The sequence below is a fragment of the Lysobacter changpingensis genome (genome assembly GCF_017308985.1).
GTDB classification, from domain to species: domain Bacteria; phylum Pseudomonadota; class Gammaproteobacteria; order Xanthomonadales; family Xanthomonadaceae; genus Lysobacter_J; species Lysobacter_J changpingensis.
The window spans coordinates 1,022,621-1,044,374 of the sequence record NZ_JADWPE010000003.1; the positions used below are offsets into that span (position 1 = coordinate 1,022,621).

The following is a 21,754-nucleotide window of genomic DNA, read 5'->3' on the forward strand; positions in this document are numbered from 1 at the left end:
ATCGAATGGCACTTCAGGGGTCGTTGGCAGGTGCCGGCGTCGCAGCGGCCACTACTTTCCGGCACCCCGGCGAAGGCTTGAATTCAGGCCGTAACGCCTGAACGCTCCAACATCGGCAAACCACAGCGCCGTCATTCCAGCGAAAGCCGAAACCCATCTCGATGTTGCTGGTTCGTGAGGCGCGAAGGACGTGAGCCATGCGAAGCGAAAGCATCGCAAGAACCGGCGCTCATCGGCCTGGATCCCGGCTTTCGCCGGGATGACGTTCCGGCAAAGCCGCGTCCGCGTTGCGAACGCGGGCCAGATCGTCACTTCACCAGCACATCCGCCTTCCCCACCGGATTGCGCGGATCCGTGCCGCCTTCCAGCGTGTTGGCGCGCTTGTCCCACGACACCGTCTGCAGGTTGCCCCAGGTGCGTTCGCCGTCATTGACCTTGTGGCCCATCGCTTCCAGCGCCTTCACCGTTTCCGGCGACAGGGCATCGGGTTCGGCCGAGATCACGTCGGGCATCCACTGGTGATGGATGCGCGGCTTCGCGGCGACCTGTTGCGCGGTCAGGCCATCGTCGTAGGCGAGGATGCCGATCAGCACCTCGGTGATGATGCGGCTTCCACCCGGCGCGCCGAGGATGGCGAGCTCATCCTTCGATTCGATGAAACTCGGCGTCATCGAGCTGAGCATGCGCTTGCCCGGCGCCGGCGCGTTCGCCTCGAAACCCATCACGCCGAACGCGTTCGGCGTGCCCGGACGCAGCGCGAAATCATCCATTTCGTCGTTGAGCAGCACGCCGGTGCCGGGCGCGACCAGGCCCGAGCCGTACAGCAGGTTCACCGTCTGCGTGGTCGAGACGCGATTTCCCTCGGCATCGAGAATGGAGAAGTGCGTGGTCTCGTCGTCTTCCAGCGGCGCGGGCTGGCCGGGCAGCAGGTCGCTCGGCGTGGCTTTCGACGGATGGATGCCGGCGCGTTGGCCGGCGGCATAATCGGCGCTGGTCAGGCGCGCGAGCGGCATCTTCACGAAGTCAGGATCGCCGAGGTAGATCGTGCGGTCGCGGAACGCGCGGCGCATCGATTCGGCGATCAGGTGCGTGCGCTGCGCTTCATCGAGCGACTTGAGGTCCCAGCCCGACAGCATCTGCAGCATCTGCGCGATCGCCACGCCACCCGACGACGGCGGCGGCGCGGTGGTGATGCTCCAGTCTCGGTACTTGAAATGCAGCGGTTCGCGTTCCTTGACGCGGTAACCGCTGAGCTCCTCCGCGCGCCAGCGCCCGCCCTCCTCCTTCACCGCGGCCAGCAGCTTCTTCGCCACTTCGCCCTTGTAGAAACCGTCGAACCCCTTCTCGCCCAACAGTTCCAGCGTGCGCGCGAGGTCCGGCTGCCTGAGGACCTCTCCCGCCTTCGGCGGCGTGCCGTCGGCGAGGAACACCTCGCGCGTGCCGCGATAGCGTTCCATCACTTCGCGACGGCTGGCGTAGCCGCGTTCCAGGCGCGGATAGACCGCGAAACCTTCGCGCGCGACGCGGATCGCCGGCGCCAACGCGGTCTTCAGCGGCAGCCGGCCGTACTTGCCCGAGACGTGCACGAGCGCGGCCGGCAAACCCGGAATGCCCGCCGACCACGGGCCGTTGGTCGCGCGGTCGTTGTCGAGCTCCCCGTTTGGCGTGAGATAGGCCTGCGGCGTGGCCGATTCGGGCGCGGTTTCGCGCGCGTCGACGAACACGTCCTTCCCGCTCTTCGCATCGTGCAGCAGGAAGAAACCGCCACCGCCGACGCCGGAGCTGATCGGCTCCACGACCGAGAGCATCGCCGACACCGCCACCGCCGCGTCGAACGCGTTGCCGCCCTGGCGGATCATTTCCATGCCGGCGTCGGTGGCGAGCGCGTGCGCGCTGGCGATCGCGGCACCGGGCGGATGGGTGGTGGTGGCCTTGTTCGCCGGCGCTTGCGCGGGGGCGGCCTGCAGCGGAGACGTCGCGAGGAACAACAGGCTTGCGGTCAGGAGGGTTCGGCTGGCCAGCACGCGCAACGTCTTTCGCATCAGGGGGTCTCCTGTCGCAGTCCGGCCAGTTTGGCCAGCAGCTGTTCCTGGGTTTCGGGATGGTCCGGGTCGGGGTCGATGCACTCGACCGGACAGACGACCACGCATTGCGGCTCGTCGAAATGGCCGACGCATTCGGTGCAGCGCGCCGGATCGATCACGTAGATCGTTTCGCCCTGCGAGATCGCCTGGTTCGGGCAAGCCGGTTCACAGACGTCGCAATTGACGCAGAGCTCGTTGATCTTGAGGGACATGCGGACATTGTCTCATGCCCGGCACGCCCGCCGGTCACCCGCGCCCGATGCCCAGCCCGGCCACCGCCTTCGGGTTGCCGAACACTTCGATCTGCCCCATGTGCACCGAGCGCACCAGGGGCAGCCCCAGACGCCGCCACCGTGAGCGCGGAGGGCCGGTTGAGCACGGCCTGCTTCACCTGCCCCATGTCGATGCGCTTGCATGGATAGAGGCGGCGACCACGTCGTGCCCGGGGGTAATCGAACATTCGCACCAGGTCTTCGGCGACGACGCCCATGTCGTCGTCCCAAACAGCATGTGCGAGGCGCTGGAGTTGAACAGGAACCCGTTGGCGAGCGTCGTTGCGCGCCAGGAGCGCAAAACGCACGGGCCCGCTTTCGCGGGCCCGCTGGATCCCGGCTTTCGCCGGGATGACGTCCGGGCAAAGCCGCGTCCGCCGAGCGGACGCGGGCCGGAACGTCACTTCGCTTCGATGAACTCGAACTTCGCGCCCGACGGCTCGACGGCGGCCTTGACGCGGTCGGTGTCGGCCGGCGCGCCGATGAACATCACACGCACGCCCTTCATCGTGCCCGGCTGGGCCTGGGCGAAAGCGGCGATGGCAAGGTCGGCCGACTTGGCCGAGTTCTGCGAGCCGAACGCCAGCAGCGTGCCGTCCACGCCGCCACGGGCCACGTCGCCCGTCGCCTTTTCCAGCTGGCGGTCGTACTCGCCCTGGAAGTCGGCGCCGGCCGGATCCGGCAGCGTGTACAGGTAGACGTTGGTCGCGCCTTCGATGTTGCGCTTGACGACTTCGGTCAGGTACGTGTCCCACGCCGCGCTGTCGTTGGTGGTCGGCGCGGCCAGCGGGGCCTCGGCGACGGCGGCGGTCTTTTCTTCCTGCTTGTTGCAGGCGGCCAGGAGCGGCATCGACAGGCAGGCGATCAGCAGCAGGCGGGTGGTGGTCTTCATCGGATTCCCCTCGGTTCGTTCCGGGTGTTGGTGGTGATGGAGCGTCCGATCCGGCGGCGCCGGATCAGCGTGGAGCACGTTGCCACTGCGCCTGCAACGCGGCGTCGACCGCCGGCGGCACGAAGCCGGAGACATCGCCGCCGAGGCGGGAGATCTCGCGCACCAGCGAGGAGGAAATGAAGCCGTACTGTTCCGCGGGGGTGAGGAACAGCGTCTCCACGTCCGGGATCAGATGGCGGTTCATGCTGGCCAGCTGGAATTCGTATTCGAAGTCGGACACCGCGCGCAGGCCGCGCAGCAGCACGCCCGCGCCGACCTGCGCGACGAAATGCGCGAGCAGGCAGTCGAAGCCGCGCACTTCCACGTTCGGATGGTGGGCGACGGCCTTCTTCGCCAGGTCCACGCGCAGCGCGAGCGGCAGCGCGGGCCCCTTGGCCGGGCTTTCGGCCACGCCGATGACCAGGCGTTCGAACAGCGGAGCGGCGCGGTCGACCAGATCGATATGGCCGTTGGTGATCGGGTCGAAGGTGCCGGGGTAGACGGCGATTCGGTTTCGGGCCGCGGTCATTCGAAGGTCAGGCATGGGCGCCGGAATCCGGGCTGGCCGGCGCGGCCGGCAGTGTAGCAGTGGCGGAAGCGCCCCGCCGGTAGAGCCCGTAGCGCACGTCACGGGTGCGGCCTTCGCGGTGCGGGAGCCAGTCGACGGACAGATCGAACGCGGCCTCGTGCGGGGCTTCGACGTAGAGCCAGCCCCCCGGCTTCACGACCCGCGCCACACCCGGCAGCACCGCGTCCCACAACCCCGCCGCGAACGGCGGATCGACGAACGCCAGGTCGAACGTACCCGTCGCCTGCGATGCGAGCCACGCCACCGCGTCGGCCTGCGCGATCGTCGCCGCGTCACCGCCCGGCAGGCGCGCGGCGGTGGCGCGCAGTGCCGCGGCCAGCGCCGGATCGCGTTCGACCAGGACGGCCGCCGACGCGCCGCGCGACAGGGCTTCCAGCCCGAGCGCCCCGCTGCCGGCGAACAGGTCCAGCACGCGCGCGCCGGGGAGCATCGGCATGAGCCAGTTGAACAAGGTTTCGCGCACGCGGTCGGAGGTCGGCCGGAGGCCGGCGACCTCGGGCACGCTCAGCCGCGTGCCGCGCCAGCGACCACCGATGATGCGGACCTTGCCGGTTCCGCCGGACGGCGCGGCGGGTGGGCGTCGGGGCGCTTTGTTCATCGGGGGCTCTCGAGGGCCGGTGCTAGCATGTGCGCATTCTCGCGCATTCCCCCACGCCGCCTCGATGTTCGACTTTTTCCGTCGCAAGAAAGACCAGACCCCGGCCGATGCGGCAAAGCCCGAAGGCGCGCAGGAGCGCTACAGCATCGAGGAACTGGCCGCGGCGTTCCCATCGCGCGAGGCCGAGCCCGAACCCGCCCCGCAGACGGAAGCGGTCCCGGCGGATGTCGCGCCCGCATCGCCGTCCACGGCGGAACCGGTCGCCGCGCCGGCCGAACCCGAGCCCGTTCCCGCCGAAGTGATCGCCGCCGCGCTCGACGTCGAACCGGTTGCCGCCGCGGCCGATCCCGACATCGCCGCCGCGGCACCGATCACGCCGACGGTTCCGGTCGCCGAGCCCGCCGCCCCCGGGAAGACCGGCTGGCGCGAACGCCTGCGCGGTTCGGCCTTCGCGCGCAGCTTCAGTGGGTTGATCTCGCGTCATCCGCGCCTGGACGACGACCTGCTCGACGAAATCGAAACCGCGCTGATCACCGCCGACGTCGGCGTGGGCGCGACCACGCAGCTGGTCGAATCGCTGCGCAAGCGCATGAAGGCGCGCGAATTCGCCGACGCCAACGCGCTGCTCACCGCGCTGCGCGCCGATCTGATCGCGATGCTCAAGCCCGTCGCGCAGCCGCTGCAGATCGACACGAATGCGAAGCCCTTCGTCCTGCTCACCGTCGGCGTCAACGGCGTGGGCAAGACCACGACCATCGGCAAGCTCGCCAAGCGCTTCAAGGACGAGAACCGCCCGCTGATGCTCGCCGCCGGCGACACCTTCCGCGCCGCTGCCGTCGCGCAGCTGCAGGCGTGGGGCGAGCGCAACGGCGTGCCGGTCGTCGCGCAGGGGCAGAATGCCGATGCCGCCTCCGTCGCGTTCGACGCCTTGCAGGCCGCCCGGGCGCGCGGCACGCAGGTGCTGATCGCCGATACCGCCGGCCGCCTGCACACGCAGCAGGGCCTGATGGCCGAGCTGGGCAAGATCAAGCGCGTGCTGCAGAAGATCGACGCGTCCGCGCCGCATGAGGTGCTGATGGTGATCGACGGCACCACCGGCCAGAACGCGCTCTCGCAGCTGCGCCAGTTCCATGCGGCGGTGGGCGTGACGGGACTGGTGGTCACCAAGCTCGACGGCACGGCGAAGGGCGGCGTGGTGTTCGCGCTCGCGCGCGAGTTCGGCATTCCGATCCGCTTCGCCGGCATCGGCGAGCGCCCGGAAGATCTGCGCGTGTTCGACGCCGAAGCCTTCGTCGACGCGCTGCTGCCCGAATCCCTCGGCGCCTGACGCCGCGCCGGCACCGCATGGCCGCGCCGGAACCGCAACCTTCCCCGCCGCGCCGGCGCCGCATCGCGCTGCTGGTGCTGACCGTCGCACTGGCGCTGCTCGCCTTCGCGCTGCACTGGATGTCGCGACCGGACCGCGTCGCCGCGTTGATCCTCGCGCGCGTCGGCAGCGCGCTGGGCCTGGAAATCACCGCCAGCGGCGCCGCCGAATACCGCCTGCGAGGCACGCCGATGCTGGCGATCCGCGACGTCGTCGCGCGCAAGCCGGGCGATCCGACGCCGCTGCTACGCGCCGAACGCATCCAGCTGGAACTGCCGTGGTCGACGATCCGCGCGCTCGGCGCCGACCTCACCGTGCGTCGCATCGAACTGGACGCGCCCGAACTCGACCTGCCCGCCCTGCAGCGCTGGATGGCGACGCGTCCGCCATCCACGCAGCCGCCGCGCATGCCGACGCTGACCGACGGCCTGCGTATCGTGCGCGGTCGCGTGATCGGCGACGGCTGGCGCGTGGAGGCGATCGACGCCGACCTGCCGTCGTTCGCGCCCGATCGCGCGGTGCGTGGCCGCCTGCTCGGACGCTTCGCCACCGGCGCGGTGCGCGTCCCGTTCGACGTGCATGCGGCGCTGACACGCCCGGCCGCGCGCGCAGGACTCGGGGTGGTCGGCAACGTCACCGTGCAGTCGGCGCCGTGGGCGATGCCGATGCGGACGCAGCTTTCCGGACGGCTGCACAACGGCGCCGACGGCATCGGCCTGGACGACATGCGGCTGGGCGCCGACGCGACGTACCGCAACGGCGACACCGATCTTGCGTTCACCTACGGCCTCGCCGGTCCGCTGCGCGTGCGCGCAGGCACGTTGCGCATCGCGACGCTGGGCGCGGTGGTGTACGGCACCGGCGTGGTGCCGAGCCTGCATTCCTCCGGCGCGCTCACTTTCGGCGATGCGCTGGGCCTGCGGCTCGACGGCACGTTGTCGTCGTGGCCACGCGCGTGGCCGGCGTTGCCGTCGCCCCTGTCGGAATCGACCACGCCCCTCCCCTTCGAACTCGACTATCGCGGACGCGCCGATCTGTCGGACCGCACCGCGCTGCGCCTGGCGCGCGACGACACGCGATTCGACGGTTCCTTCCGCCTGCCGGCCATCCTTGCGTGGATCGACGCATCGGCTGGCGGTTCGCCGCTGCCGCCGCTGGACGGCCGACTCGGCAGCCCACGACTTGAAATCGCCGGCGCCACGCTCGAAGGCGTGGACGTCCAGTTCGGCGAAGACGCATCACCATGACCGCACGCACCACCCCGCCCGATTTCGCCGCCCGCCTGCTCGCCTGGTTCGACGTGAGCGGTCGCCACGACCTGCCCTGGCAGCATCCGCGCACGCCGTATCGCGTGTGGCTGTCGGAAATCATGCTGCAGCAGACGCAGGTGAAAACCGCCGCGCCGTATTTCCAGCGCTTCGTCGATGCATTGCCGACGTTGCGCGACCTCGCCGCCGCGCCGCTCGACGACGTGCTCGCGTTGTGGTCGGGGCTGGGCTACTACGCCCGCGCGCGCAACCTGCATGCCGCCGCGAAGCAATGCGTCGAACGGCATGGCGGCGATTTGCCGCGCGATCTCGATGCGCTCACCGCACTGCCCGGCGTGGGACGCAGCACGGCGGCGGCGATCGCCTCGCAGGCGTGGAACGACCGTCACGCGATCCTCGACGGCAACGTCAAGCGCGTGCTGAGCCGTTATCACGGCATCGATGGATATCCGGGGCTGCCGGCGATCGAGAAGCAGCTGTGGGCGCTCGCCGAGGCGCACGTCGCCAGCGCGCAGCTGCCCGGCAGGCGCATGGCCGATTACACGCAGGCGCAGATGGACCTCGGTGCGACGCTGTGCACGCGCGCCGATCCTGCCTGCGTGCTGTGCCCGCTGCAGGAGGACTGCGTCGCGCGGCGCGAAGGCCGCACCGCCGAACTGCCCACGCCCAAGCCCGGCAAAACACCGCCGCAGAAATACGCGCACGTGCTGTGGGCCGAGGACGCGCAGGGCCGCATCCTGATGCTGCGCCGCCCGCCGACCGGCATCTGGGCCTCGCTATGGACGCTGCCGCAGGCCGACGACGCCGACGCCGCGCGCGGATGGTTCGATCAGCACCTGTCCGGCGACTACGCCAGCGCCCGCGCGCTGCCGCCGATCGACCACGCCTTCAGCCACTACAAGCTGCAATTGCAGCCGCTGCGCCTGCGTGCCGAAGCGCGTTCGTGGATCGGCGACAATGACGACCTGCGCTGGGTCGCGCGCGAGGAATTGGCATCGCTCGGCATTCCCGCTCCGATCCGCAAACTGCTCACGAACCAAGGCGCCTGACATGCCCCGCACCGTCTACTGCGAATACGAGAAGCGCGAAACCGAAGGGCTCGATTTCGTGCCCTGGCCCGGCGAATTGGGCAAGCGCGTGTTCGCGCACATCGGCAAGGGCGCGTGGGCGGCGTGGCTCGCGCACCAGACCATGCTCATCAACGAGAACCGTCTCTCGCCGATGAACCCGCAGCATCGCGCCTTCCTCGAAGGCGAAATGACCAAGTTCCTCTTCGGCGGCGACGCGGCCAAACCGGCCGGCTACGTGCCGCCGGAGCAGGAAAGCTAGGATGTCTTCTCGCGCTCGGCCGTCTGCGCCTCGCGCTTTTCCTGCTCGGCGGCCTTGAGCGACTTCACGTTGATCGGGCGCATTTCGCGGATCCAGCAGGGCATCTGGTTCGGCCCGCGGCCGAGCACGATGACCTTGTCGAAGTTGGCGTACACGCGCCCCATCTGGTTGGTCACGGTGATGGCGTTGGCGAAGTCCAGGTCCTGGCAGCGGCCCTTCAGTTCGATCAGGTAGGCGGTGCTCGGCTTGGTCCACACGGCGAGCGCGGAATCGCCCAGCGGCGTCCAGCCGTCGAGCCTGCCGAAGTACTGGAAGTTGGCGACCGGCGCGCCGGCGTTGGCGCGATAGAGCGCGAGCCGGTCGGCATCGCTGATGCGCGCATCCGTCGCGCAAGCGGTGAAGGCCAGGGTCGAAAGCAGCGCTGTGAGAAGGGCTTTCATCGAGGATTCCTTGCAGCCGACCGGGCTGCGGCATGGACCGTCGCCCCATCATGCACCCGCCCGCCGCACCCGCCGGACCGCCCCACCCGACCCGTTCAGCACACATCCGGCTTGCGCAGCCCGACGGCCATCCGTATCATTCCGCTTCTCGCACGGCCAGCCCGTTGCGGAATGGCCGGGTAGCTCAGTTGGTAGAGCAGGGGATTGAAAATCCCCGTGTCGGGGGTTCGATTCCCTCCCCGGCCACCATGATCAAACGCAAGCCCAGTAAGGCTCTCAGGCCCTACTGGGCTTTTGTTTTGAGGCTAGGCCCGGATCGTGGGTAGCACCTGGGTAGCACGGCGGAACGATCAGCGCCCTTCGTACAGCGCGACCGGATCGTTTCGGAGCCGCCACGCGTTCCATGTGCCGACTGCAAACATCACGAGCCCGGCAACTGCGAACAGGCGCGGCGCCCACATGAAAGTCTCGAAGATGGGCTGAGCGAGATCCGATGCGGACGCGCCAACGCTCTTCAGGAAGCCGCCGAGGATGATGGCGACCAGCACGAGCACGCCTGCCTGCAACTGCATGGCCGTCGCCCTGCGCTGCGCCTTCCGATACCACCGTTCGAAATCCATTGCTCACTCCGTTGAGGTTGGGGAGGTGGCATCAGACCTGCCCCCGATCTCACCGGTTGCGACCCGGTCCCAACCGGCCTGCAAATCATCGAGGCTGGCCCCTGGCCTTGGGCGATTCGCCGACGTAAGCTGACGACCTGCAAGACGCGACCGGCCCGCTATGGCCGACACTTGAGAAAGTGACGCGACTGAGTAGGGCGACCCGTTCCCGTCATTTCGCCCGCTACGCCTGGCGCAGAGCCGCTGAGGCGTTGATGGATGAGATTGTGAAGTTGCCCAATCAAGGCGAATCGCCACTGTTACCCCCTGTTCTCAGCGGCGCCGAGCACCACAGAGACGAGCCCGGGTCTCCTTGATATCTGTTGTTAGCAGTGGCAGCTTGGCCCGCGTTGCGCGGTCTCTTTGGGGCCTGAAAAAACGCTGCGCCCAATCGGTCACACATGTCCACAAACGTCCACCCTGCTTCCCAAGGACCGGACATGCCATTCCACCGATCCTTGCCGCATGCGAGCATGGATCAATCGGTTGAAGGGCGACACCATGTCCGATGAAGGCGAATCCATGCTTGAGCTCTTCGGGGCGCTCACCAACTGCCTCTCCCGTGCGATCGCCCAGATGACGCTTCGCCAGCTCGATGCCTACGAGGCAGAGGTACTTGAGATGCTCCGCTCGCGTGACGACGAGTCGCCCGCGGCGAATGCGTTCCGGTCGGTGATCCGGGACATCGAGAGCCGCCGAGCGCACCTCTTTCTTCAGTAGCTCTCACGCATCGCGAGGGTCCTCCATGCGAGTCAAGCCCCAAGCGGAAAAGGAGTCCTGCGTAAACGACTTCCTGGACCTGGCCCGTGTCCGGCAGGACATGAGGTCAGATCGGGAGCTCGCGATCGCTCTTCAGGTCGGATCGCCCGCCCTATCGAACTGGCGCCGCGGGAATAGCCATCCGAGTCCAATGACCTGCATGAAGCTCGCGCAATTGGCTGAGCTTCCCCTCGGGCTTGTCCTCGGAACGATTTGCGAAGCGAATGCGCCAAATGAAGAGGAGGCGGCGGTTTGGCGCAAGCTCGCCGAGGAATCCGTCGCTGCCAAAGGCATGGACGCGGCACGTCACCTATCGAATCGCTAAATCGGAGTTGATCGGTCACCACGTGAGGGCGCTACTTCTAGCACCCAGCGGCCCCTCACGTCTTCCCGCCAACGCCCGGACCTGACACTGCGACCTGCCGCGTCTTCAACCTCGACGAAGCGCCCTGCTCGTTCACCTGGCACAGCGGGCGGACCATCCAGGACGAAGCGGAGCACCGGTTGCTCCGGAACCCACGCCCAGACGAAGGCCTCCCAAAGGCGGCTCTTCTCCAGGTCTGGGAGGCGGTCGTAGCCCCGCGCATCCAAGAACGTGGCGAACGCCCTTCGGGCTCTCGGATCGTCTTGCGCTTTCATCGGCCAATCCCTGTTTGGCTTGGCCTAACCGTATCGGTCTACTCGCCTTGAGCCTGTGACCGAGGAGAGACGCACGCGTGAAGGTCCATCGACCTCAGGCGCAGGACGGGCGCAGGTGGTACGTGTGGAAGGTGTGCAGGCGGCGCACGTAAAGCTCTAGGCGGGCGTGCCCTGTTGTTTGGGTGCGGTAGACCTGCGTCGGCGCTCCACGTATGGCGAGCGCCCCCAGAGTTTGGAACTGGAGTTCACTCCGCAGAGCGGCGAGCCGCTTTACATCCCCGTGCTCTGGTACGCGTGGACGGATGGCATCGAAGAACTGCTCTCCTGCGCGGCCATTACCGACAACCCGGAACCAGAGGTAGCGATGACTGGCCACGATCGGACGATCATCAACATCAAGCCCGAGCATGTAGACGCCTGGCTCAACCCGGACCCGAAGAACCTCGCCGCAATGGACGAGATCCTTGAGGACAAGCGGCATCCGTTCTATGAGCATCAAGTAGCGGCTTAGGCCCCTCTCTATCAACAACTGTAGTACGCGGAGGACGGGGAATGGCCCAGGCATGTGATGGATGCGGGAAGCTCTTTGCTACGTCCGCCCTTCTGCAGTTGCACATGTTCGAAATGCACGGAGCAGCAACTGCTCCTAAGGCACTTACCCGCATCCGTTCGAGGCCACTGAAGAACGAAGTACCTAGCACTCCTAGCGAAGCTCGGAAATCTGACAAAAAGGCACGTCCGAAAAAGTCAAAGTCCGTTCGGACCGTACCCGGCGGACGCAGCCTCACCAAGTTCCGGTGACAGATCTTCGCGACGAAGAATGCTGTCACCAATCGTCAGTTTTGCCGATGCTCCTCCGGCACATAACCCAGGTCAATCAGGATGTCCGTGATCTCGATGCTCGCGTCATCAATGCAGTCATCGTTCGCCGCATCCCGGACCGCATCGGCCAGGTCGGCGACCCGCGGGAAGATCTGATCCTCTTCCGGGAACCGCGCCTTCAGATCGTCTGCACACAGGCGTAGTTGCTCAGGCGTAGCTCAATCTCCGCCCACGAGAATTGAGCGCGTTAGCGATGGATCACTTCGGACCCAGAATCCGTGATGGCACGACGGATCCGAGTCTTGCGAGCTTGCCCGGGTGGCGTAGAGAGTATATCGCGGTGATCTTCACCCCATCGGTATCAATCCACATTGCGCCCGTGACTACCCCCAGCTCGAGCCAGAACACGGCCGGCAGGCCGTTGAGCGTGCCGACCTCGTATCGGGTAGCCGGGGGCAAGTGACGCGCGATCTGGAGGTACAGGCGCGCCAAACGATCTGCGCCGCACAAGGGATGCAGCGAGGCGCGGACAATACCTCCGCCATCGCTGATGTGGATGGCGTCCTCAGCAAACAGTGCTCGCAAAGTTTCGAGTGATGGTCGCGCCATCGCGTCGATGAAGCGATTCAGCAGGCGGCTGTGTACCGCGGCGTCGACTTCGAAGCGCGGTCGGCCATCGCGTAGCCGGACTTTGGCGCGGTGGGCGCGTTGCCGGCAAGCATCGTCGGCAATGCCTAGAATCTTTGCGGCCTCACCATGGCTGTATTCGAAAACGTCATGCAGCAAAAAGGCCGCACGTTCATCGGGGCTCAGCCGCTCCAGTAGCAGTAGAAAAGTAAGGCTCAGGCTCTCGTCACGTTCGTGGACAAGCTCGGGCTGGTCGGACTCCGGCGCCAAGGGCTCCGGCAACCATGGCCCCACGTAATGCTCCCTCTCCGCCTTCGCCCGCCTCAAGCGATCTAGGGATAGGCGGCTTGTCACAGTAATAAGCCATCCTTCGGGGTCTTCAAGCTCCTCCAGGCTATGGGCCTGAAGGCGGAGCCATGCATCGTGCAGAACATCCTCGGCATCCCCAAGCGTCCCTAGCATCCGGTACGCGATGCCGAACAGCCGAGCACGATGTCGCTGAAACACAAGGGTGGACTGGTCCATGTAGTTCTCCTGCTCCTACCCAGGACGTAACGGCGCTGCAAAGTGTGACCACCCGCGCCTTGCACGCCTAGCCCCATCTGAGGCGCGCCACTGGACCCTGGCGGAAAGCACGCTTGGGCACCTCCAACTCACATAGTTCGTTAAGGACAACCGACACCCGACGTCTGCACGCGCGGCCGCTGAGCTGCCAGGCTGTCACGAATTGCGGGGCTTGGACGTCCACAGGATTGATGGGCTGGCAACGGGCCAGCTCAGCAACTTCAACAAGGACTTCCACACCATGAAACGCGCTAACTGGTTTACGGTTTCCCCCGAGGGTGCCAAGGCAATTGGGGCCCTGCACCACTTCGTCACAACGGGCACGGCCCTGCCGGCCAAACTTATCCACTTGGTGTTCTTGCGGGTCTCGCAGCTGAACGGGTGTGCCCACTGCATCGACATTCATACACGCGATGTCATCAAGGAAGGGATGTCGGTGGACACCGTCGTCCTTGTTCCGGTCTGGCACGAAGCCGAGTACCTGTTCTCGGAGCAGGAGCGGGCAGCCTTGGCGTGGGCCGAAGAAGTCACGCGCGTAAGCGAGACGCACGCCTCAGACGCGGCGTACGCTGCGGCCGCAGCGGCATTCTCCGAGAAGGACTTAGTGGAGCTGACACTGACTATTGCGGCGATGAATGCGATCAACCGCTTGGGGATCAGCTTCCGATTGAAGCCTCGCGCGAAGGCAGACGCATAGCGCGATCTCTGGGGGAGTCTGGCCGGATCCTTGCACTGGTCTCTCCGGTGCTCCGCCCGTGATGTCCGCTATCGGCCCATGAGCGGAGGTCAGTCTCACACTGTGAGACGGGGCCCCCTTAGCGTCCCCACCCCTTTCTCAAGGAGGACACAACTTTGAAGACCCAGTACTACACGTCGTCTAGCCTCGATGGCTTTCTTGCCACTGAAGACGATTCACTGGAATGGTTGTTTCCGCTCGGCGACATCAGCGAGACCAGCTATCCGTCCTTCATTGAGGGCGTCGGCGCGATCGCGATGGGATCGTCGACCTACGAATGGATCCTGCGCAATGCAGGCACCGTCTCCGAACAGACCGGAACGGCGTGGCCATACACTCAACCGACCTGGGTCTTCACAAGCCGCAAGTTGCCCACGATGGAAGGTGCCAACGTAACGTTCGCCAACGGCGACGTGCGCGCGGCTCACTCTCAAATGCTCGCAGCTGCCAACGGTAAGAATGTGTGGGTCATGGGCGGCGGCGGCCTCGCCGCGCAGTTCCATGACGCCGGATTGCTGGACGAGATCACGGTGCAAATCGGCTCCGCGACGCTTGGATGCGGGAAACCGCTGTTCCCGCGACGACTCCTCAGCCCCGGCCTTGCCCTGATCTCGGCAACGCAGGTTGGCACCGGCTTTGCAGAACTGACCTACAACGTTCTGAAGGATCGCCGCTAACCTGATTCGCGAATGCTGATGTCCGCTTCGGGTCGGAAGCGGACATTACCATCTGCGCGGACTCGGCTAGTTCTCTTCTCTGGGCTGCTCCAGAACGAGGAACCCATCCTCCTCGCCGTGGCTGCGCAGACGGTTCCTTCGACCGCACACCGGGCACATGAAGTGCAGGCCGAAGCTATCGACGTTTGCCTCGGCTTCGTCGGCCTCGAACTCGGTTCCGCAGCGGATGCACTTCCACATGCCGCGAGCGTACGCCGTGCTAAGGCTTACGAGCGGTGGTCCCTGTAGGCGCCCGCTTGATCAGAGCATCCCAGTTTGGCGTGGCCTTCGGCTTTGCCGGCTTCTGAGCCCCCTTCAATACAGCCACTCGTTCCACGAGCGGCCGGCCCACCGCGTTCGGCCGGAACGGCACGCCCATCACCGCAAGCGCGCGGCACTGTGCAGACCAGCGCTTTCGCGCGGTCAGCTCCTCTACCTCATCAGGGGTCAGCCAAGTCTCAGACATCGCCCCCTCTCTTCTTGCGCGGCTTGTACGGCCTCAAGCGTCCGGCGCGGAGGTTCGGATACGCATCGAGTGTTATCGAGCGAACTCCGACGCTGGAAGCTTGGATCGGGTCCCAGTGCGGGGAACTGTCGATGGCTCGAAACAGGTCAGAACGAGAATAGAGCTTCCTTCCCATGAAGCGCCGGGGCACGATGCCAAGCTCGCGGTATCCCTCGCGGAAAGTGGACAGGGCGACGCCGCAATACTCTGCGGCCTCAGCCTCGGTAAACCAATCCTTGCCTTCGAGGTGAAGGCGCTCATTTGCCATCAGCGCGCGCCGTCCTGCGCGCATTCTGGCGATTGCTGTTCCGGTACTCCACGACCTCGCCGGCTCTCCAGGTCGCCGGCTTGAAGGTCAGCCGATCCGGGAACCCCGGCTTGCAGGCTACGGTCGCCAAGAAATGCTCCGGGGTGATTCCCCAGAGCTCGGCGCATTCGGCCGCGGACAAGGCTAGCTCCGTCCATGGAACCTTCTCGGCCACCGTCATCGGTCGCGCTTCCTGCGAACATGGAACCGATTCGTGTCACGCCATTCGACTATCTCGCCAGCCTTCCACGCTGCCGGCTTCAAGTTGATTCGCTGAGGAAACGTAGGGAGGCAGGCTACCGTTCGGAGAAAGCGGTCCTTCGATAGGCCAAATAGCTGCGCACACTCATCCGCAGCCAAGGCGAGCTCTGTCCAGGGCAGTTTGTCGAGTGCTGACACGCGCATCTCCAACAGCTCTGCAAGTCAAACGAAGTCACCCAGCATCTGAGGCCAAAGACTCGGCTTGGAATTTACCGAACAAACCCGCAAAGCTGGTTGACTCAATCCGTAACGCCTTGATCCTGCTGCGCGAATTGCCTCAGGTTCGCCAGCGCCCTAGCCCGCCCCTCCGTGGTTCTAGGCCCAGTGCTGCACCCGCCGTGCCACTTACACCGTCGCTTCCCTGGAAGGCTCTTCCCGCGGCACGGATGACCGGCCCGGGTCTTGGCGCCGCACACCACCCGTTTCTGATTGGCCCTGCCCTGCGACCCGGACGCCACCGAAGTCATTCGCGCGCACATAGCGTCCAATAACTCCGGCACCCGCCCCGAACCCATGGGGTTTGATTTCCGTTGATTGTTTATTCCGGTCAGCTCGGCCCACTCGGCAATGATCGCGTCGATGATCCCGCTGTTGGTGTTCAGCGGGTAGCACCGTCCCCGCTTGTTGCCGATAGCAACCAAGGACTCCGGACAGGGGTAGTAGTCGATCCGCGGATTACTGGCGCGCCTGGCGCGCTGGGACGTGTTGGCCCCTTCGTGTCGCTCTGCCATCTCTAATTTGCTCTGTTATAGAACCAAGGCTCTTGCCCGAGCTGCCATGCAGCGCCGGGAGCGCCCGCGCCACCGGACCGGGGCCATCGCACGATTGCAAGCGAAATGGCCCCGGCTCCAGCTGAGTCAGTACGCCTTGTTCACGAAAACCCGCAGAGTGCCGCTATACGTCCGGCCAGGAGTAAGACGGAGGACGCCACCCTCGGCGCGATCAAGCGCCAACTGCATCTTTGCTGCGTCGTCCGTAACGCCGTCCCCAAGGCACCCGGACTGCTCGGGGCTGACGACTCGGCGGTAAGCCGTGAGGATCTCTTCGGCCAGTGCACCGTTGCCGGTCTGAAGGACGCCCACACGGGAGCCGCCGTCCGACGCCTCAAGGTCGCCGCGCAGCACCGTATCTTCTGACTCGGCGCTGACTCCAGAGCGGGTCCAGATCAGTGCATCATTCGAGTCACGCAGAACGTAGTCGTAGACCTGCCCGGGCGTGAGGTAAAGGACTGCCTCACCTCGGGCATCGAGGATGACCGGGTTGGCGTTCGGCACGGAACCGGCACGGTTGGTGAACGTTGCCCGCGGCGTGGTCGTGTTGGCCGCATAGGTGTAGAGCTTGAAACCGGCGGCGGGCTGGCCTGCGTTGTCGAGAAACTGCTGTTTTGCATTGGGGCTAAGGATTGCGGGCATTTCTGTCTCGTCCATGAGGTTGTTGCTGGCTCCACGTCCTGTGGAGTACTTCCGTCCATGAAGAAGGGGCCGACCCTTTCGAGTCGGCCCCTTCGGGCTACCTATCTGCTGGCAGCACGCAATCCGCGGCTCATGGACGGAGAAGCCGGGACTACGTTCGCTTTAAGTTTCTAACACCGACGTAGTAGACTCGCGCGCCAGCACGAATCCTTAAGGCACGAAACCAGTGACGACTGATCGTTTGTACTACCACGTCACTCACCGGGCGCACTCGCCTGGCGAAATTAAGCCGCGCGGGACGTTCGGAAAGTCGCTTATGAAGGAGGACGTTGCCGACGAGCTTGGCGAGCGCCTGCGGGAGGAGGTCAGGTTTGAGCACTACCCTCACTTGCCGAGTCGATTCAATAGCAGCTTTGTTTTTGAGAACATTGAAGACGCCGTTCTCTTTCGCGACGGATTCCGGCCCGGGGCATCCATCTACCGGGTACGGTTCGTAGAAGATCCGCCAGCACTACATCGCGTCTGCTACACCGCGTGGCAACCCCATCCGAACCCTCTGTACTTGGCTCATCAGTTCTGGGGAAATCCACCTATCTACGACACAAGAACTGAACTATTCGCCGAGGTGGATATTGAGGTTGTGGATGTAGTGGAACTTGGGTCCGAATCAACACGTACTCACCAAAGACATGATCAACAAACTGATTCTTCGCCAGTCTGATTCGGACTACCCCGATCACCACTGCTTCATTACTCTGTCCATCGAATCAGATTTCGCTCCGAGATACTTGAGTTCGTTTGCCCACGGATACGCGACCATTGCGGGAGGCCCCATGGAAGGCCAGAGCGAAGGTCACGTAACTCCAGCTAGTTACGACAACCGGCACCTCGAATTTCCCGTCGGCAACTCTGTCGCGACACTTCACCCGAGCTTTTCGCGGAGTGCAGATGGCCTTGTGCTCACAGAGATGCCTTTGGCGATCGGTCTGGCTGTCACTTATCGGATCGGCGACCGCACCATGGACTACGAAGTTTTTGGAGCAACTTGGCTGTAGCGACGTGCGGCTACGGCGTACTGGCCGACTCCGGGAGCTTTCAGCGGGGAGCGGATTGCTCCCTATATAGGGCAGCGGCAGGGTGGCATTCCGTCCCGACGTACGGAGCGCCACCGACTCATTGGAAGCCTAGACTCGCTGCTCCGAAGGCATCGGAGCGGAGCCATGTACTATCGCGACCAGCAACAAGCACTCGCCCACATTCGGCTGCGCGCCGCGAGTGGTGGGAACCACGCGTTCTACGACAGCTTGGTCAGCGAAGTCGATCATGTAGCAGGCGGCTGGGAGGCTGGGCCACTGACGAAGGATGAATTTTCAGAACTGATTGCCAGCAAGTTCAGGCTTCTCGAATTCATTAAGGAGCGTCGGAGGGAGCGCACTTAGCCAACTGCCTGCCATTGGCGCGGGCGTCCCACCAGGACGCGGACCGAAAGCCATTTCCCTGGCTGCCGCTTGCCGCCGGAAGTCGAAGACACTCGCAGTGGACCCGCTCTAACTCGGCGACAGCCTCCAGGTAAGTGGCTCCCGCAATGGACAGCTGGTCCCGAAGTGCCTGCTCGTAAGCGCGCGTTACCTCTCGGTACGTCTGGATTTTCACGGACAGCAATCGAGCACGCGCCTCGATGCCGGCTGCACGGGAGCCGAACATGACGCGTGCCATGGCGTCCCGCAGGGCGATCCGCCAATGCGGCGACACGGCGCAGGCAGCGAAGTAGGCTTCCACCTTCAGCCATTCGGCTGCCGACTCGACCGAGAACGCTACCAAGAGAGAATCCAGCGGCTTCTCTAGGCATGTGAGCGCAGCCAGACCAATGCGATCCGTATTCGTGGCGGCGATCGCCAACCATCGGCCACCGCCCACTGCCGACCATTGGCGAAAGGCGCGCTGAGTGACCCTCCCATTCTCGTCCCGAACCGCAAGCGCTTCTGTCCTACCGCGCCGAGCGATGCGCATCGCGTCCACAAATGCAGCGCCTTCACCCTCCGACTCCATCCGTTCGGCGTCAGCCTGATATAGGGTCGGCGCCCATGCAGAGCCGTAGCCGTACGACCTAAGGACACGGCGCGCAGCCTTTTCCAGGCGCATTGCGTCAGCAGGCTGAAAGCGCTCACGGCGGTCTCGTGAACGGCGTGGTTCGGCATGCGACCGACGAGGCCTAGCGCGGCGCTTCGGAGCGACATCCGACAGCGCCGTCATGGGCACCACCATAGCGTGGCGTTACACGTAACGCTCATGTAACGGTTCGAGCGTGACACCAGGCGATCGCATGCCAAACGCTTGCCGAGCGCATGCCAGTGGCATCGGGTGTTTCCATGGAGATCAGACACATAGGCCGAGTGTTGCTGTACGCATCCGCGCGCAATTGCTAGCAGAGTGCTAGCACCGGGCCGGCAGAGGACGCGTCCGCACGCGTCGAGCACGCGTCGATTCGTTGGAAGCCCCTTCGAAGCCCCTTCCAAGCCCCCTTGAAGTTCCCTTCCCCACCAAGCATCGGAAGCGAGGAGAAGCACGCAAGAGCACGCAAGGGCTTCGCCCTTGGTAGATATAGAAAGGAGGCCTGTTATGGGGCCACCAAAAGTGCCAAAAAGAGGCTGATAGGCCCTGTAGTGGGGCCAATTAAAGGCAAACGGCATCATCGCTTGCCCTCTGGTGGGGCCACATTGGCCCCCTTATGGGGCAACAGTTCGCGTTTTTCCCAAAGGCGCGAAGCCTTGTGCTCGGGCGCGTACATGATGTCCTTGCCTACGTCGTCGATCGGTTCCCAGGTGATCGCGTACAAGTTGCAACGGTGGCGACCACCATGACGCGTCACCACGGCAAAGCCGGCTTCCACAGCCTCGTCCGCGGCGCGGTCACGCGTCCCGCCACTCCGCCAACCACGCGTCTTCGCCTGACTGCGGGTGAATGAGAGATCCCCGTTGTTGGAGCCGTCGAATGCTGAAGCTAAGGCGAGCAGGAACTTGACCGCGTTCCCAGAGAGCGCGTCCCACTGCGGGGACTTGATGACGTAGTGCGGCAGCCGAAGGAACGTGTGTTCCGTCCTGCGGCCGTGCTGGCGCTGCCGGCGTCGCTGATCCTTCTTCGTGTGCATTCCGCCCCCCGGCGCTCAACGACCTGCCGACGGACTGCCTCGAAGCAGTCCGGCCCGGAGCCGTTCGACATGCATGGAGACCTCCCGCAGCGCGGCCAGCATCTGGTCGCAGCGGCCGGCTCCGAGGTCACGGGACAAGTCCATGAGCTGACCGTGAGTACGGTCAGCCAGTTCGGCCAGGGAAGCCCTCCCATCTGCGGAATTAAGGGCCATGTGGCACCTCCGCTAGGTAGGTAGCGCCCCCACCCTGCGAGCCCTGTTTATCTCCCTCCGTGATGGCTGGAAATGGCCTTGTGATCCATGCGCCAGCACCATTCCTACTCCAGCCGGCAGCAAGCAACTCCTGCTCGGTCAGACACCGGCGTGAACTCAGCCCGCCGATGCCGGCGAAGGCGCCAACCCTGTGCCGATCAAAGGCTGATTCGCTGTTGAAGAGGTCACCGCAGGCAGTGCATTCGCAGCGGCGGCCGGTCAGGTTGGGGTGAGCCATTAGCCCACCTCCTTCGGGGTACGACGCCGCGGGCGACGACCGCTGCGACGTGCAGGACGAACCGAAGCCGAGCCATCACGATGGCAGCAGATGTGCCGCCAACTGCGCCCTGCCCGAGCATCGCGAACGGTGCGAGGATCGAGCCCGAGCTCCCTCGCCCAGGCCCGCGTGCTGATCTGCTTCGCTGTGCGGCGGATCTCGCACACCTGCTCCGCTGTGAGCTTGGCGTCGGAACGAAGGTCGCCCGTGGGCACACGGCCCTTGTCCAAAGCGCGAAGCAGGTTTTCCGCCGGCGTCACCGCCTCCAGGTTTGAGACGCGGTTGTCCGCCCGCTTTCCGTTGACGTGATCTACATAGTGCCCGTCGGGTATCGGCCCGTGGACCGTCTCCCAGATCAGCCGGTGCGCGTACTGGTGACCGGCGCGGCCAGCACCCCAGCCCAGCCGGATGTAGCCGTCCCCTTAATTGCGGCCCATCACCTTAGCGAGGCGACCGTAGACGAGACCGCGCGCCGGATCGACGATGTAGCGGGATTGGCAATGGAGGATCAGCCCCACGACGTGGGCGGAGACATTCACTCCGAAACCGAGCGCCAAAGTGGTGCACGAAGCGCAACAGGCAGTCATTCGACACCGCCTTTGGGCTGCACCCGACAAGACGCCTCGAAGGCGTCAAGGTCATCAGGGTGGTATCCCGGTCGCCGCGCTATCCCACACATCGCGCGGAGCCATGTTCGGGAACTTTCGACGAATGAACTGGCAGGCCTTCCGCATCTCGGTCTGCTCCTGACGGTTCCGGTAGATGCGTTCCGGTGGAAACGAGACGACGATGGCGGTCATCGGCCACCTCCCGCAGCACGGGCGCCGGCCAAGTGCGCCATCGCCGTCCGCACTAGGGCCTGTTCGGCCGGGCTGAGCTCCAGAAACGCGGCCAGGAACGAGGCTTCGTCTGCCGTCAGGGTGATTAGCGTGCCCATGAGACCCTCCCGATCAGACCGGCGAGGAACTCGACAAGGGTCACGGGCGAAGACTGGATCGGCTTGGCGGGCGCGGCCGCGATCGCCTCGGCATACCCGCGGACCCGCAACTTGTCCCTAGTCGAAAGGTCCCTATAGATCTTCAGAAGTCGTTCTTCTTCCTGCCGGTTCGCTGTAGTCCAGACGGTCATGGCTACCTCCTGCCCCTTAGGGCCACGGCCGCCTTGCTCGGGGCCGTTTCTGCAATTACACTAAA

The 21,754-nt window shown here is 65.1% G+C and carries 28 protein-coding genes, 1 tRNA gene and 1 pseudogene; 13 read left to right on the forward strand and 17 right to left on the reverse strand.

Features of this window, described 5'->3' with window-relative positions:
• Positions 1-308: 308 nt before the first annotated feature.
• The 5 genes from ggt to rsmD form a co-directional block, all read right to left on the reverse strand.
• Positions 309-2,042 (reverse strand): gamma-glutamyltransferase, encoded by a 1,734-nt coding sequence (ggt, locus tag I4U41_RS11625; RefSeq protein ID WP_206861268.1) that lies wholly within the window; start codon positions 2,040-2,042, stop codon positions 309-311.
• Positions 2,042-2,296: a YfhL family 4Fe-4S dicluster ferredoxin gene (locus tag I4U41_RS11630; protein WP_206861269.1), complete on the reverse strand. Its 255-nt coding sequence runs from the start codon at positions 2,294-2,296 to the stop codon at positions 2,042-2,044. The genes ggt and I4U41_RS11630 overlap by 1 nt, the downstream gene beginning before the upstream one ends.
• 460 nt (positions 2,297-2,756) lie before the next feature.
• Positions 2,757-3,248 carry a hypothetical protein gene (locus tag I4U41_RS11635; RefSeq protein WP_206861270.1) on the reverse strand — a complete coding sequence of 164 codons (492 nt, stop codon included), beginning with the start codon at positions 3,246-3,248 and terminating at the stop codon, positions 2,757-2,759.
• A 64-nt stretch (positions 3,249-3,312) separates the two neighbouring features.
• Positions 3,313-3,816: a pantetheine-phosphate adenylyltransferase gene (coaD, locus tag I4U41_RS11640; RefSeq protein WP_206861271.1), complete on the reverse strand. Its 504-nt coding sequence runs from the start codon at positions 3,814-3,816 to the stop codon at positions 3,313-3,315.
• A 7-nt stretch (positions 3,817-3,823) separates the two neighbouring features.
• The gene (gene rsmD, locus I4U41_RS11645; protein WP_206861272.1) at positions 3,824-4,474 is read right to left on the reverse strand and encodes a 16S rRNA (guanine(966)-N(2))-methyltransferase RsmD; all 651 of its coding nucleotides are present in this window, start codon (positions 4,472-4,474) and stop codon (positions 3,824-3,826) included.
• Between the two features lie 64 nt (positions 4,475-4,538).
• Between rsmD and ftsY the strand changes: the two genes are divergently transcribed.
• Genes ftsY through I4U41_RS11665 form a run of 4 tightly spaced genes read left to right on the forward strand, consistent with a single transcriptional unit; the run spans position 4,539 to position 8,437 of the window.
• Positions 4,539-5,801 (forward strand): signal recognition particle-docking protein FtsY, encoded by a 1,263-nt coding sequence (gene ftsY / locus I4U41_RS11650; RefSeq protein ID WP_206861273.1) that lies wholly within the window; start codon positions 4,539-4,541, stop codon positions 5,799-5,801.
• 17 nt (positions 5,802-5,818) lie between these two features.
• Positions 5,819-7,087 carry an AsmA family protein gene (locus I4U41_RS11655; protein WP_206861274.1) on the forward strand — a complete coding sequence of 423 codons (1,269 nt, stop codon included), beginning with the start codon at positions 5,819-5,821 and terminating at the stop codon, positions 7,085-7,087.
• A complete protein-coding gene (mutY, locus tag I4U41_RS11660) occupies positions 7,084-8,157 on the forward strand; it encodes an A/G-specific adenine glycosylase (protein WP_206861275.1) in 1,074 nt (357 codons plus the stop codon). Before I4U41_RS11655 ends, mutY begins: the two co-directional genes overlap by 4 nt.
• A gap of 1 nt (position 8,158) precedes the next feature.
• Positions 8,159-8,437: an oxidative damage protection protein gene (locus I4U41_RS11665; RefSeq protein WP_206861276.1), complete on the forward strand. Its 279-nt coding sequence runs from the start codon at positions 8,159-8,161 to the stop codon at positions 8,435-8,437.
• Here the strand turns inward: I4U41_RS11665 and I4U41_RS11670 are convergent.
• Positions 8,434-8,877 (reverse strand): DUF6491 family protein, encoded by a 444-nt coding sequence (locus I4U41_RS11670; protein WP_206861277.1) that lies wholly within the window; start codon positions 8,875-8,877, stop codon positions 8,434-8,436. The two genes, I4U41_RS11665 and I4U41_RS11670, sit on opposite strands and share 4 nt — an antisense overlap.
• 173 nt (positions 8,878-9,050) lie before the next feature.
• On the opposite strand from I4U41_RS11670, the gene I4U41_RS11675 reads away from it, so the two are divergent.
• A tRNA-Phe gene (locus I4U41_RS11675) sits at positions 9,051-9,126 on the forward strand.
• 101 nt (positions 9,127-9,227) lie between these two features.
• Here the strand turns inward: I4U41_RS11675 and I4U41_RS11680 are convergent.
• Positions 9,228-9,497 (reverse strand): hypothetical protein, encoded by a 270-nt coding sequence (locus tag I4U41_RS11680; protein WP_206861278.1) that lies wholly within the window; start codon positions 9,495-9,497, stop codon positions 9,228-9,230.
• Between the two features lie 504 nt (positions 9,498-10,001).
• Here I4U41_RS11680 and I4U41_RS11685 point away from each other — a divergent pair.
• From I4U41_RS11685 to I4U41_RS11700, 4 genes and pseudogenes are all read left to right on the forward strand, one after another.
• Positions 10,002-10,256 carry a hypothetical protein gene (locus I4U41_RS11685; RefSeq protein WP_206861279.1) on the forward strand — a complete coding sequence of 85 codons (255 nt, stop codon included), beginning with the start codon at positions 10,002-10,004 and terminating at the stop codon, positions 10,254-10,256.
• 199 nt (positions 10,257-10,455) lie between these two features.
• Positions 10,456-10,620, forward strand: a complete 165-nt coding sequence (locus tag I4U41_RS11690; protein WP_206861280.1) for a hypothetical protein — start codon at positions 10,456-10,458, stop codon at positions 10,618-10,620.
• A 555-nt stretch (positions 10,621-11,175) separates the two neighbouring features.
• Positions 11,176-11,445: pseudogene (locus I4U41_RS11695) on the forward strand (SOS response-associated peptidase family protein); the annotation flags it as partial.
• A gap of 331 nt (positions 11,446-11,776) precedes the next feature.
• Complete coding sequence (locus tag I4U41_RS11700; protein ID WP_206861282.1) at positions 11,777-11,959, forward strand: hypothetical protein; 183 nt, start codon at positions 11,777-11,779, stop codon at positions 11,957-11,959.
• 55 nt (positions 11,960-12,014) lie between these two features.
• Here I4U41_RS11700 and sigJ read toward each other — a convergent pair whose 3' ends face one another.
• A complete protein-coding gene (sigJ, locus tag I4U41_RS11705) occupies positions 12,015-12,908 on the reverse strand; it encodes an RNA polymerase sigma factor SigJ (RefSeq protein ID WP_206861283.1) in 894 nt (297 codons plus the stop codon).
• Positions 12,909-13,119: 211 nt separating this feature from the next.
• Here sigJ and I4U41_RS11710 point away from each other — a divergent pair, with 211 nt between their 5' ends.
• Positions 13,120-13,644: a carboxymuconolactone decarboxylase family protein gene (locus tag I4U41_RS11710; protein ID WP_242525127.1), complete on the forward strand. Its 525-nt coding sequence runs from the start codon at positions 13,120-13,122 to the stop codon at positions 13,642-13,644.
• A gap of 155 nt (positions 13,645-13,799) precedes the next feature.
• A complete protein-coding gene (locus tag I4U41_RS11715; RefSeq protein ID WP_206861284.1) occupies positions 13,800-14,360 on the forward strand; it encodes a dihydrofolate reductase family protein in 561 nt (186 codons plus the stop codon).
• Between the two features lie 259 nt (positions 14,361-14,619).
• Here the strand turns inward: I4U41_RS11715 and I4U41_RS18665 are convergent, their stop codons facing one another.
• From I4U41_RS18665 to I4U41_RS11735, 5 genes are all read right to left on the reverse strand, one after another.
• Positions 14,620-14,865, reverse strand: coding sequence for a DUF4224 domain-containing protein (locus I4U41_RS18665; protein ID WP_206861285.1), 246 nt, complete (start codon positions 14,863-14,865; stop codon positions 14,620-14,622).
• Complete coding sequence (locus tag I4U41_RS11725; protein ID WP_206861286.1) at positions 14,858-15,172, reverse strand: hypothetical protein; 315 nt, start codon at positions 15,170-15,172, stop codon at positions 14,858-14,860. The genes I4U41_RS18665 and I4U41_RS11725 overlap by 8 nt, the downstream gene beginning before the upstream one ends.
• Positions 15,162-15,392, reverse strand: a complete 231-nt coding sequence (locus I4U41_RS11730; RefSeq protein ID WP_206861287.1) for a hypothetical protein — start codon at positions 15,390-15,392, stop codon at positions 15,162-15,164. The genes I4U41_RS11725 and I4U41_RS11730 overlap by 11 nt, the downstream gene beginning before the upstream one ends.
• Before the next feature lie 319 nt (positions 15,393-15,711).
• Positions 15,712-16,203 carry an HGGxSTG domain-containing protein gene (locus I4U41_RS18670; RefSeq protein ID WP_425492550.1) on the reverse strand — a complete coding sequence of 164 codons (492 nt, stop codon included), beginning with the start codon at positions 16,201-16,203 and terminating at the stop codon, positions 15,712-15,714.
• Positions 16,204-16,329: 126 nt separating this feature from the next.
• The gene (locus I4U41_RS11735; RefSeq protein WP_206861288.1) at positions 16,330-16,899 is read right to left on the reverse strand and encodes a hypothetical protein; all 570 of its coding nucleotides are present in this window, start codon (positions 16,897-16,899) and stop codon (positions 16,330-16,332) included.
• A gap of 674 nt (positions 16,900-17,573) precedes the next feature.
• On the opposite strand from I4U41_RS11735, the gene I4U41_RS11740 reads away from it, so the two are divergent.
• Both I4U41_RS11740 and I4U41_RS11745 read left to right on the forward strand, forming a co-directional pair.
• On the forward strand, positions 17,574-17,939 hold the full coding sequence (locus I4U41_RS11740) for a hypothetical protein (protein ID WP_206861289.1): 366 nt from the start codon (positions 17,574-17,576) through the stop codon (positions 17,937-17,939).
• 165 nt (positions 17,940-18,104) lie between these two features.
• Complete coding sequence (locus I4U41_RS11745; RefSeq protein WP_206861290.1) at positions 18,105-18,323, forward strand: hypothetical protein; 219 nt, start codon at positions 18,105-18,107, stop codon at positions 18,321-18,323.
• A gap of 1,250 nt (positions 18,324-19,573) precedes the next feature.
• Here the strand turns inward: I4U41_RS11745 and I4U41_RS11750 are convergent.
• From I4U41_RS11750 to I4U41_RS11765, 4 genes are all read right to left on the reverse strand, one after another.
• Complete coding sequence (locus I4U41_RS11750; protein WP_206861291.1) at positions 19,574-20,032, reverse strand: hypothetical protein; 459 nt, start codon at positions 20,030-20,032, stop codon at positions 19,574-19,576.
• 489 nt (positions 20,033-20,521) lie between these two features.
• Positions 20,522-20,971, reverse strand: coding sequence for an HNH endonuclease signature motif containing protein (locus I4U41_RS18680; protein WP_206861640.1), 450 nt, complete (start codon positions 20,969-20,971; stop codon positions 20,522-20,524).
• A gap of 231 nt (positions 20,972-21,202) precedes the next feature.
• Positions 21,203-21,361, reverse strand: coding sequence for a hypothetical protein (locus tag I4U41_RS11760; protein WP_206861292.1), 159 nt, complete (start codon positions 21,359-21,361; stop codon positions 21,203-21,205).
• Between the two features lie 124 nt (positions 21,362-21,485).
• The gene (locus I4U41_RS11765; RefSeq protein ID WP_206861293.1) at positions 21,486-21,689 is read right to left on the reverse strand and encodes a hypothetical protein; all 204 of its coding nucleotides are present in this window, start codon (positions 21,687-21,689) and stop codon (positions 21,486-21,488) included.
• Between the last annotated feature and the right edge of the window lie 65 nt (positions 21,690-21,754).

Bases quoted from the DNA above. Each gene is read 5' to 3' on its own strand.
- ggt (WP_206861268.1), bottom strand. From the start codon at position 2,042: ATGCGAAAGACGTTGCGCGTGCTGGCCAGCCGAACCCTCCTGACCGCA.
- I4U41_RS11630 (WP_206861269.1), bottom strand. From the start codon at position 2,296: ATGTCCCTCAAGATCAACGAGCTCTGCGTCAATTGCGACGTCTGTGAA.
- I4U41_RS11635 (WP_206861270.1), bottom strand. From the start codon at position 3,248: ATGAAGACCACCACCCGCCTGCTGCTGATCGCCTGCCTGTCGATGCCG.
- coaD (WP_206861271.1), bottom strand. From the start codon at position 3,816: ATGACCGCGGCCCGAAACCGAATCGCCGTCTACCCCGGCACCTTCGAC.
- rsmD (WP_206861272.1), bottom strand. From the start codon at position 4,474: ATGAACAAAGCGCCCCGACGCCCACCCGCCGCGCCGTCCGGCGGAACC.
- ftsY (WP_206861273.1), top strand. From the start codon at position 4,539: ATGTTCGACTTTTTCCGTCGCAAGAAAGACCAGACCCCGGCCGATGCG.
- I4U41_RS11655 (WP_206861274.1), top strand. From the start codon at position 5,819: ATGGCCGCGCCGGAACCGCAACCTTCCCCGCCGCGCCGGCGCCGCATC.
- mutY (WP_206861275.1), top strand. From the start codon at position 7,084: ATGACCGCACGCACCACCCCGCCCGATTTCGCCGCCCGCCTGCTCGCC.
- I4U41_RS11665 (WP_206861276.1), top strand. From the start codon at position 8,159: ATGCCCCGCACCGTCTACTGCGAATACGAGAAGCGCGAAACCGAAGGG.
- I4U41_RS11670 (WP_206861277.1), bottom strand. From the start codon at position 8,877: ATGAAAGCCCTTCTCACAGCGCTGCTTTCGACCCTGGCCTTCACCGCT.
- I4U41_RS11680 (WP_206861278.1), bottom strand. From the start codon at position 9,497: ATGGATTTCGAACGGTGGTATCGGAAGGCGCAGCGCAGGGCGACGGCC.
- I4U41_RS11685 (WP_206861279.1), top strand. From the start codon at position 10,002: ATGCGAGCATGGATCAATCGGTTGAAGGGCGACACCATGTCCGATGAA.
- I4U41_RS11690 (WP_206861280.1), top strand. From the start codon at position 10,456: ATGAAGCTCGCGCAATTGGCTGAGCTTCCCCTCGGGCTTGTCCTCGGA.
- sigJ (WP_206861283.1), bottom strand. From the start codon at position 12,908: ATGGACCAGTCCACCCTTGTGTTTCAGCGACATCGTGCTCGGCTGTTC.
- I4U41_RS18665 (WP_206861285.1), bottom strand. From the start codon at position 14,865: ATGTCTGAGACTTGGCTGACCCCTGATGAGGTAGAGGAGCTGACCGCG.
- I4U41_RS11725 (WP_206861286.1), bottom strand. From the start codon at position 15,172: ATGGCAAATGAGCGCCTTCACCTCGAAGGCAAGGATTGGTTTACCGAG.
- I4U41_RS11730 (WP_206861287.1), bottom strand. From the start codon at position 15,392: ATGACGGTGGCCGAGAAGGTTCCATGGACGGAGCTAGCCTTGTCCGCG.
- I4U41_RS18670 (WP_425492550.1), bottom strand. From the start codon at position 16,203: ATGGCAGAGCGACACGAAGGGGCCAACACGTCCCAGCGCGCCAGGCGC.
- I4U41_RS11735 (WP_206861288.1), bottom strand. From the start codon at position 16,899: ATGGACGAGACAGAAATGCCCGCAATCCTTAGCCCCAATGCAAAACAG.
- I4U41_RS11740 (WP_206861289.1), top strand. From the start codon at position 17,574: ATGATCAACAAACTGATTCTTCGCCAGTCTGATTCGGACTACCCCGAT.
- I4U41_RS11745 (WP_206861290.1), top strand. From the start codon at position 18,105: ATGTACTATCGCGACCAGCAACAAGCACTCGCCCACATTCGGCTGCGC.
- I4U41_RS11750 (WP_206861291.1), bottom strand. From the start codon at position 20,032: ATGCACACGAAGAAGGATCAGCGACGCCGGCAGCGCCAGCACGGCCGC.
- I4U41_RS11760 (WP_206861292.1), bottom strand. From the start codon at position 21,361: ATGACCGCCATCGTCGTCTCGTTTCCACCGGAACGCATCTACCGGAAC.
- I4U41_RS11765 (WP_206861293.1), bottom strand. From the start codon at position 21,689: ATGACCGTCTGGACTACAGCGAACCGGCAGGAAGAAGAACGACTTCTG.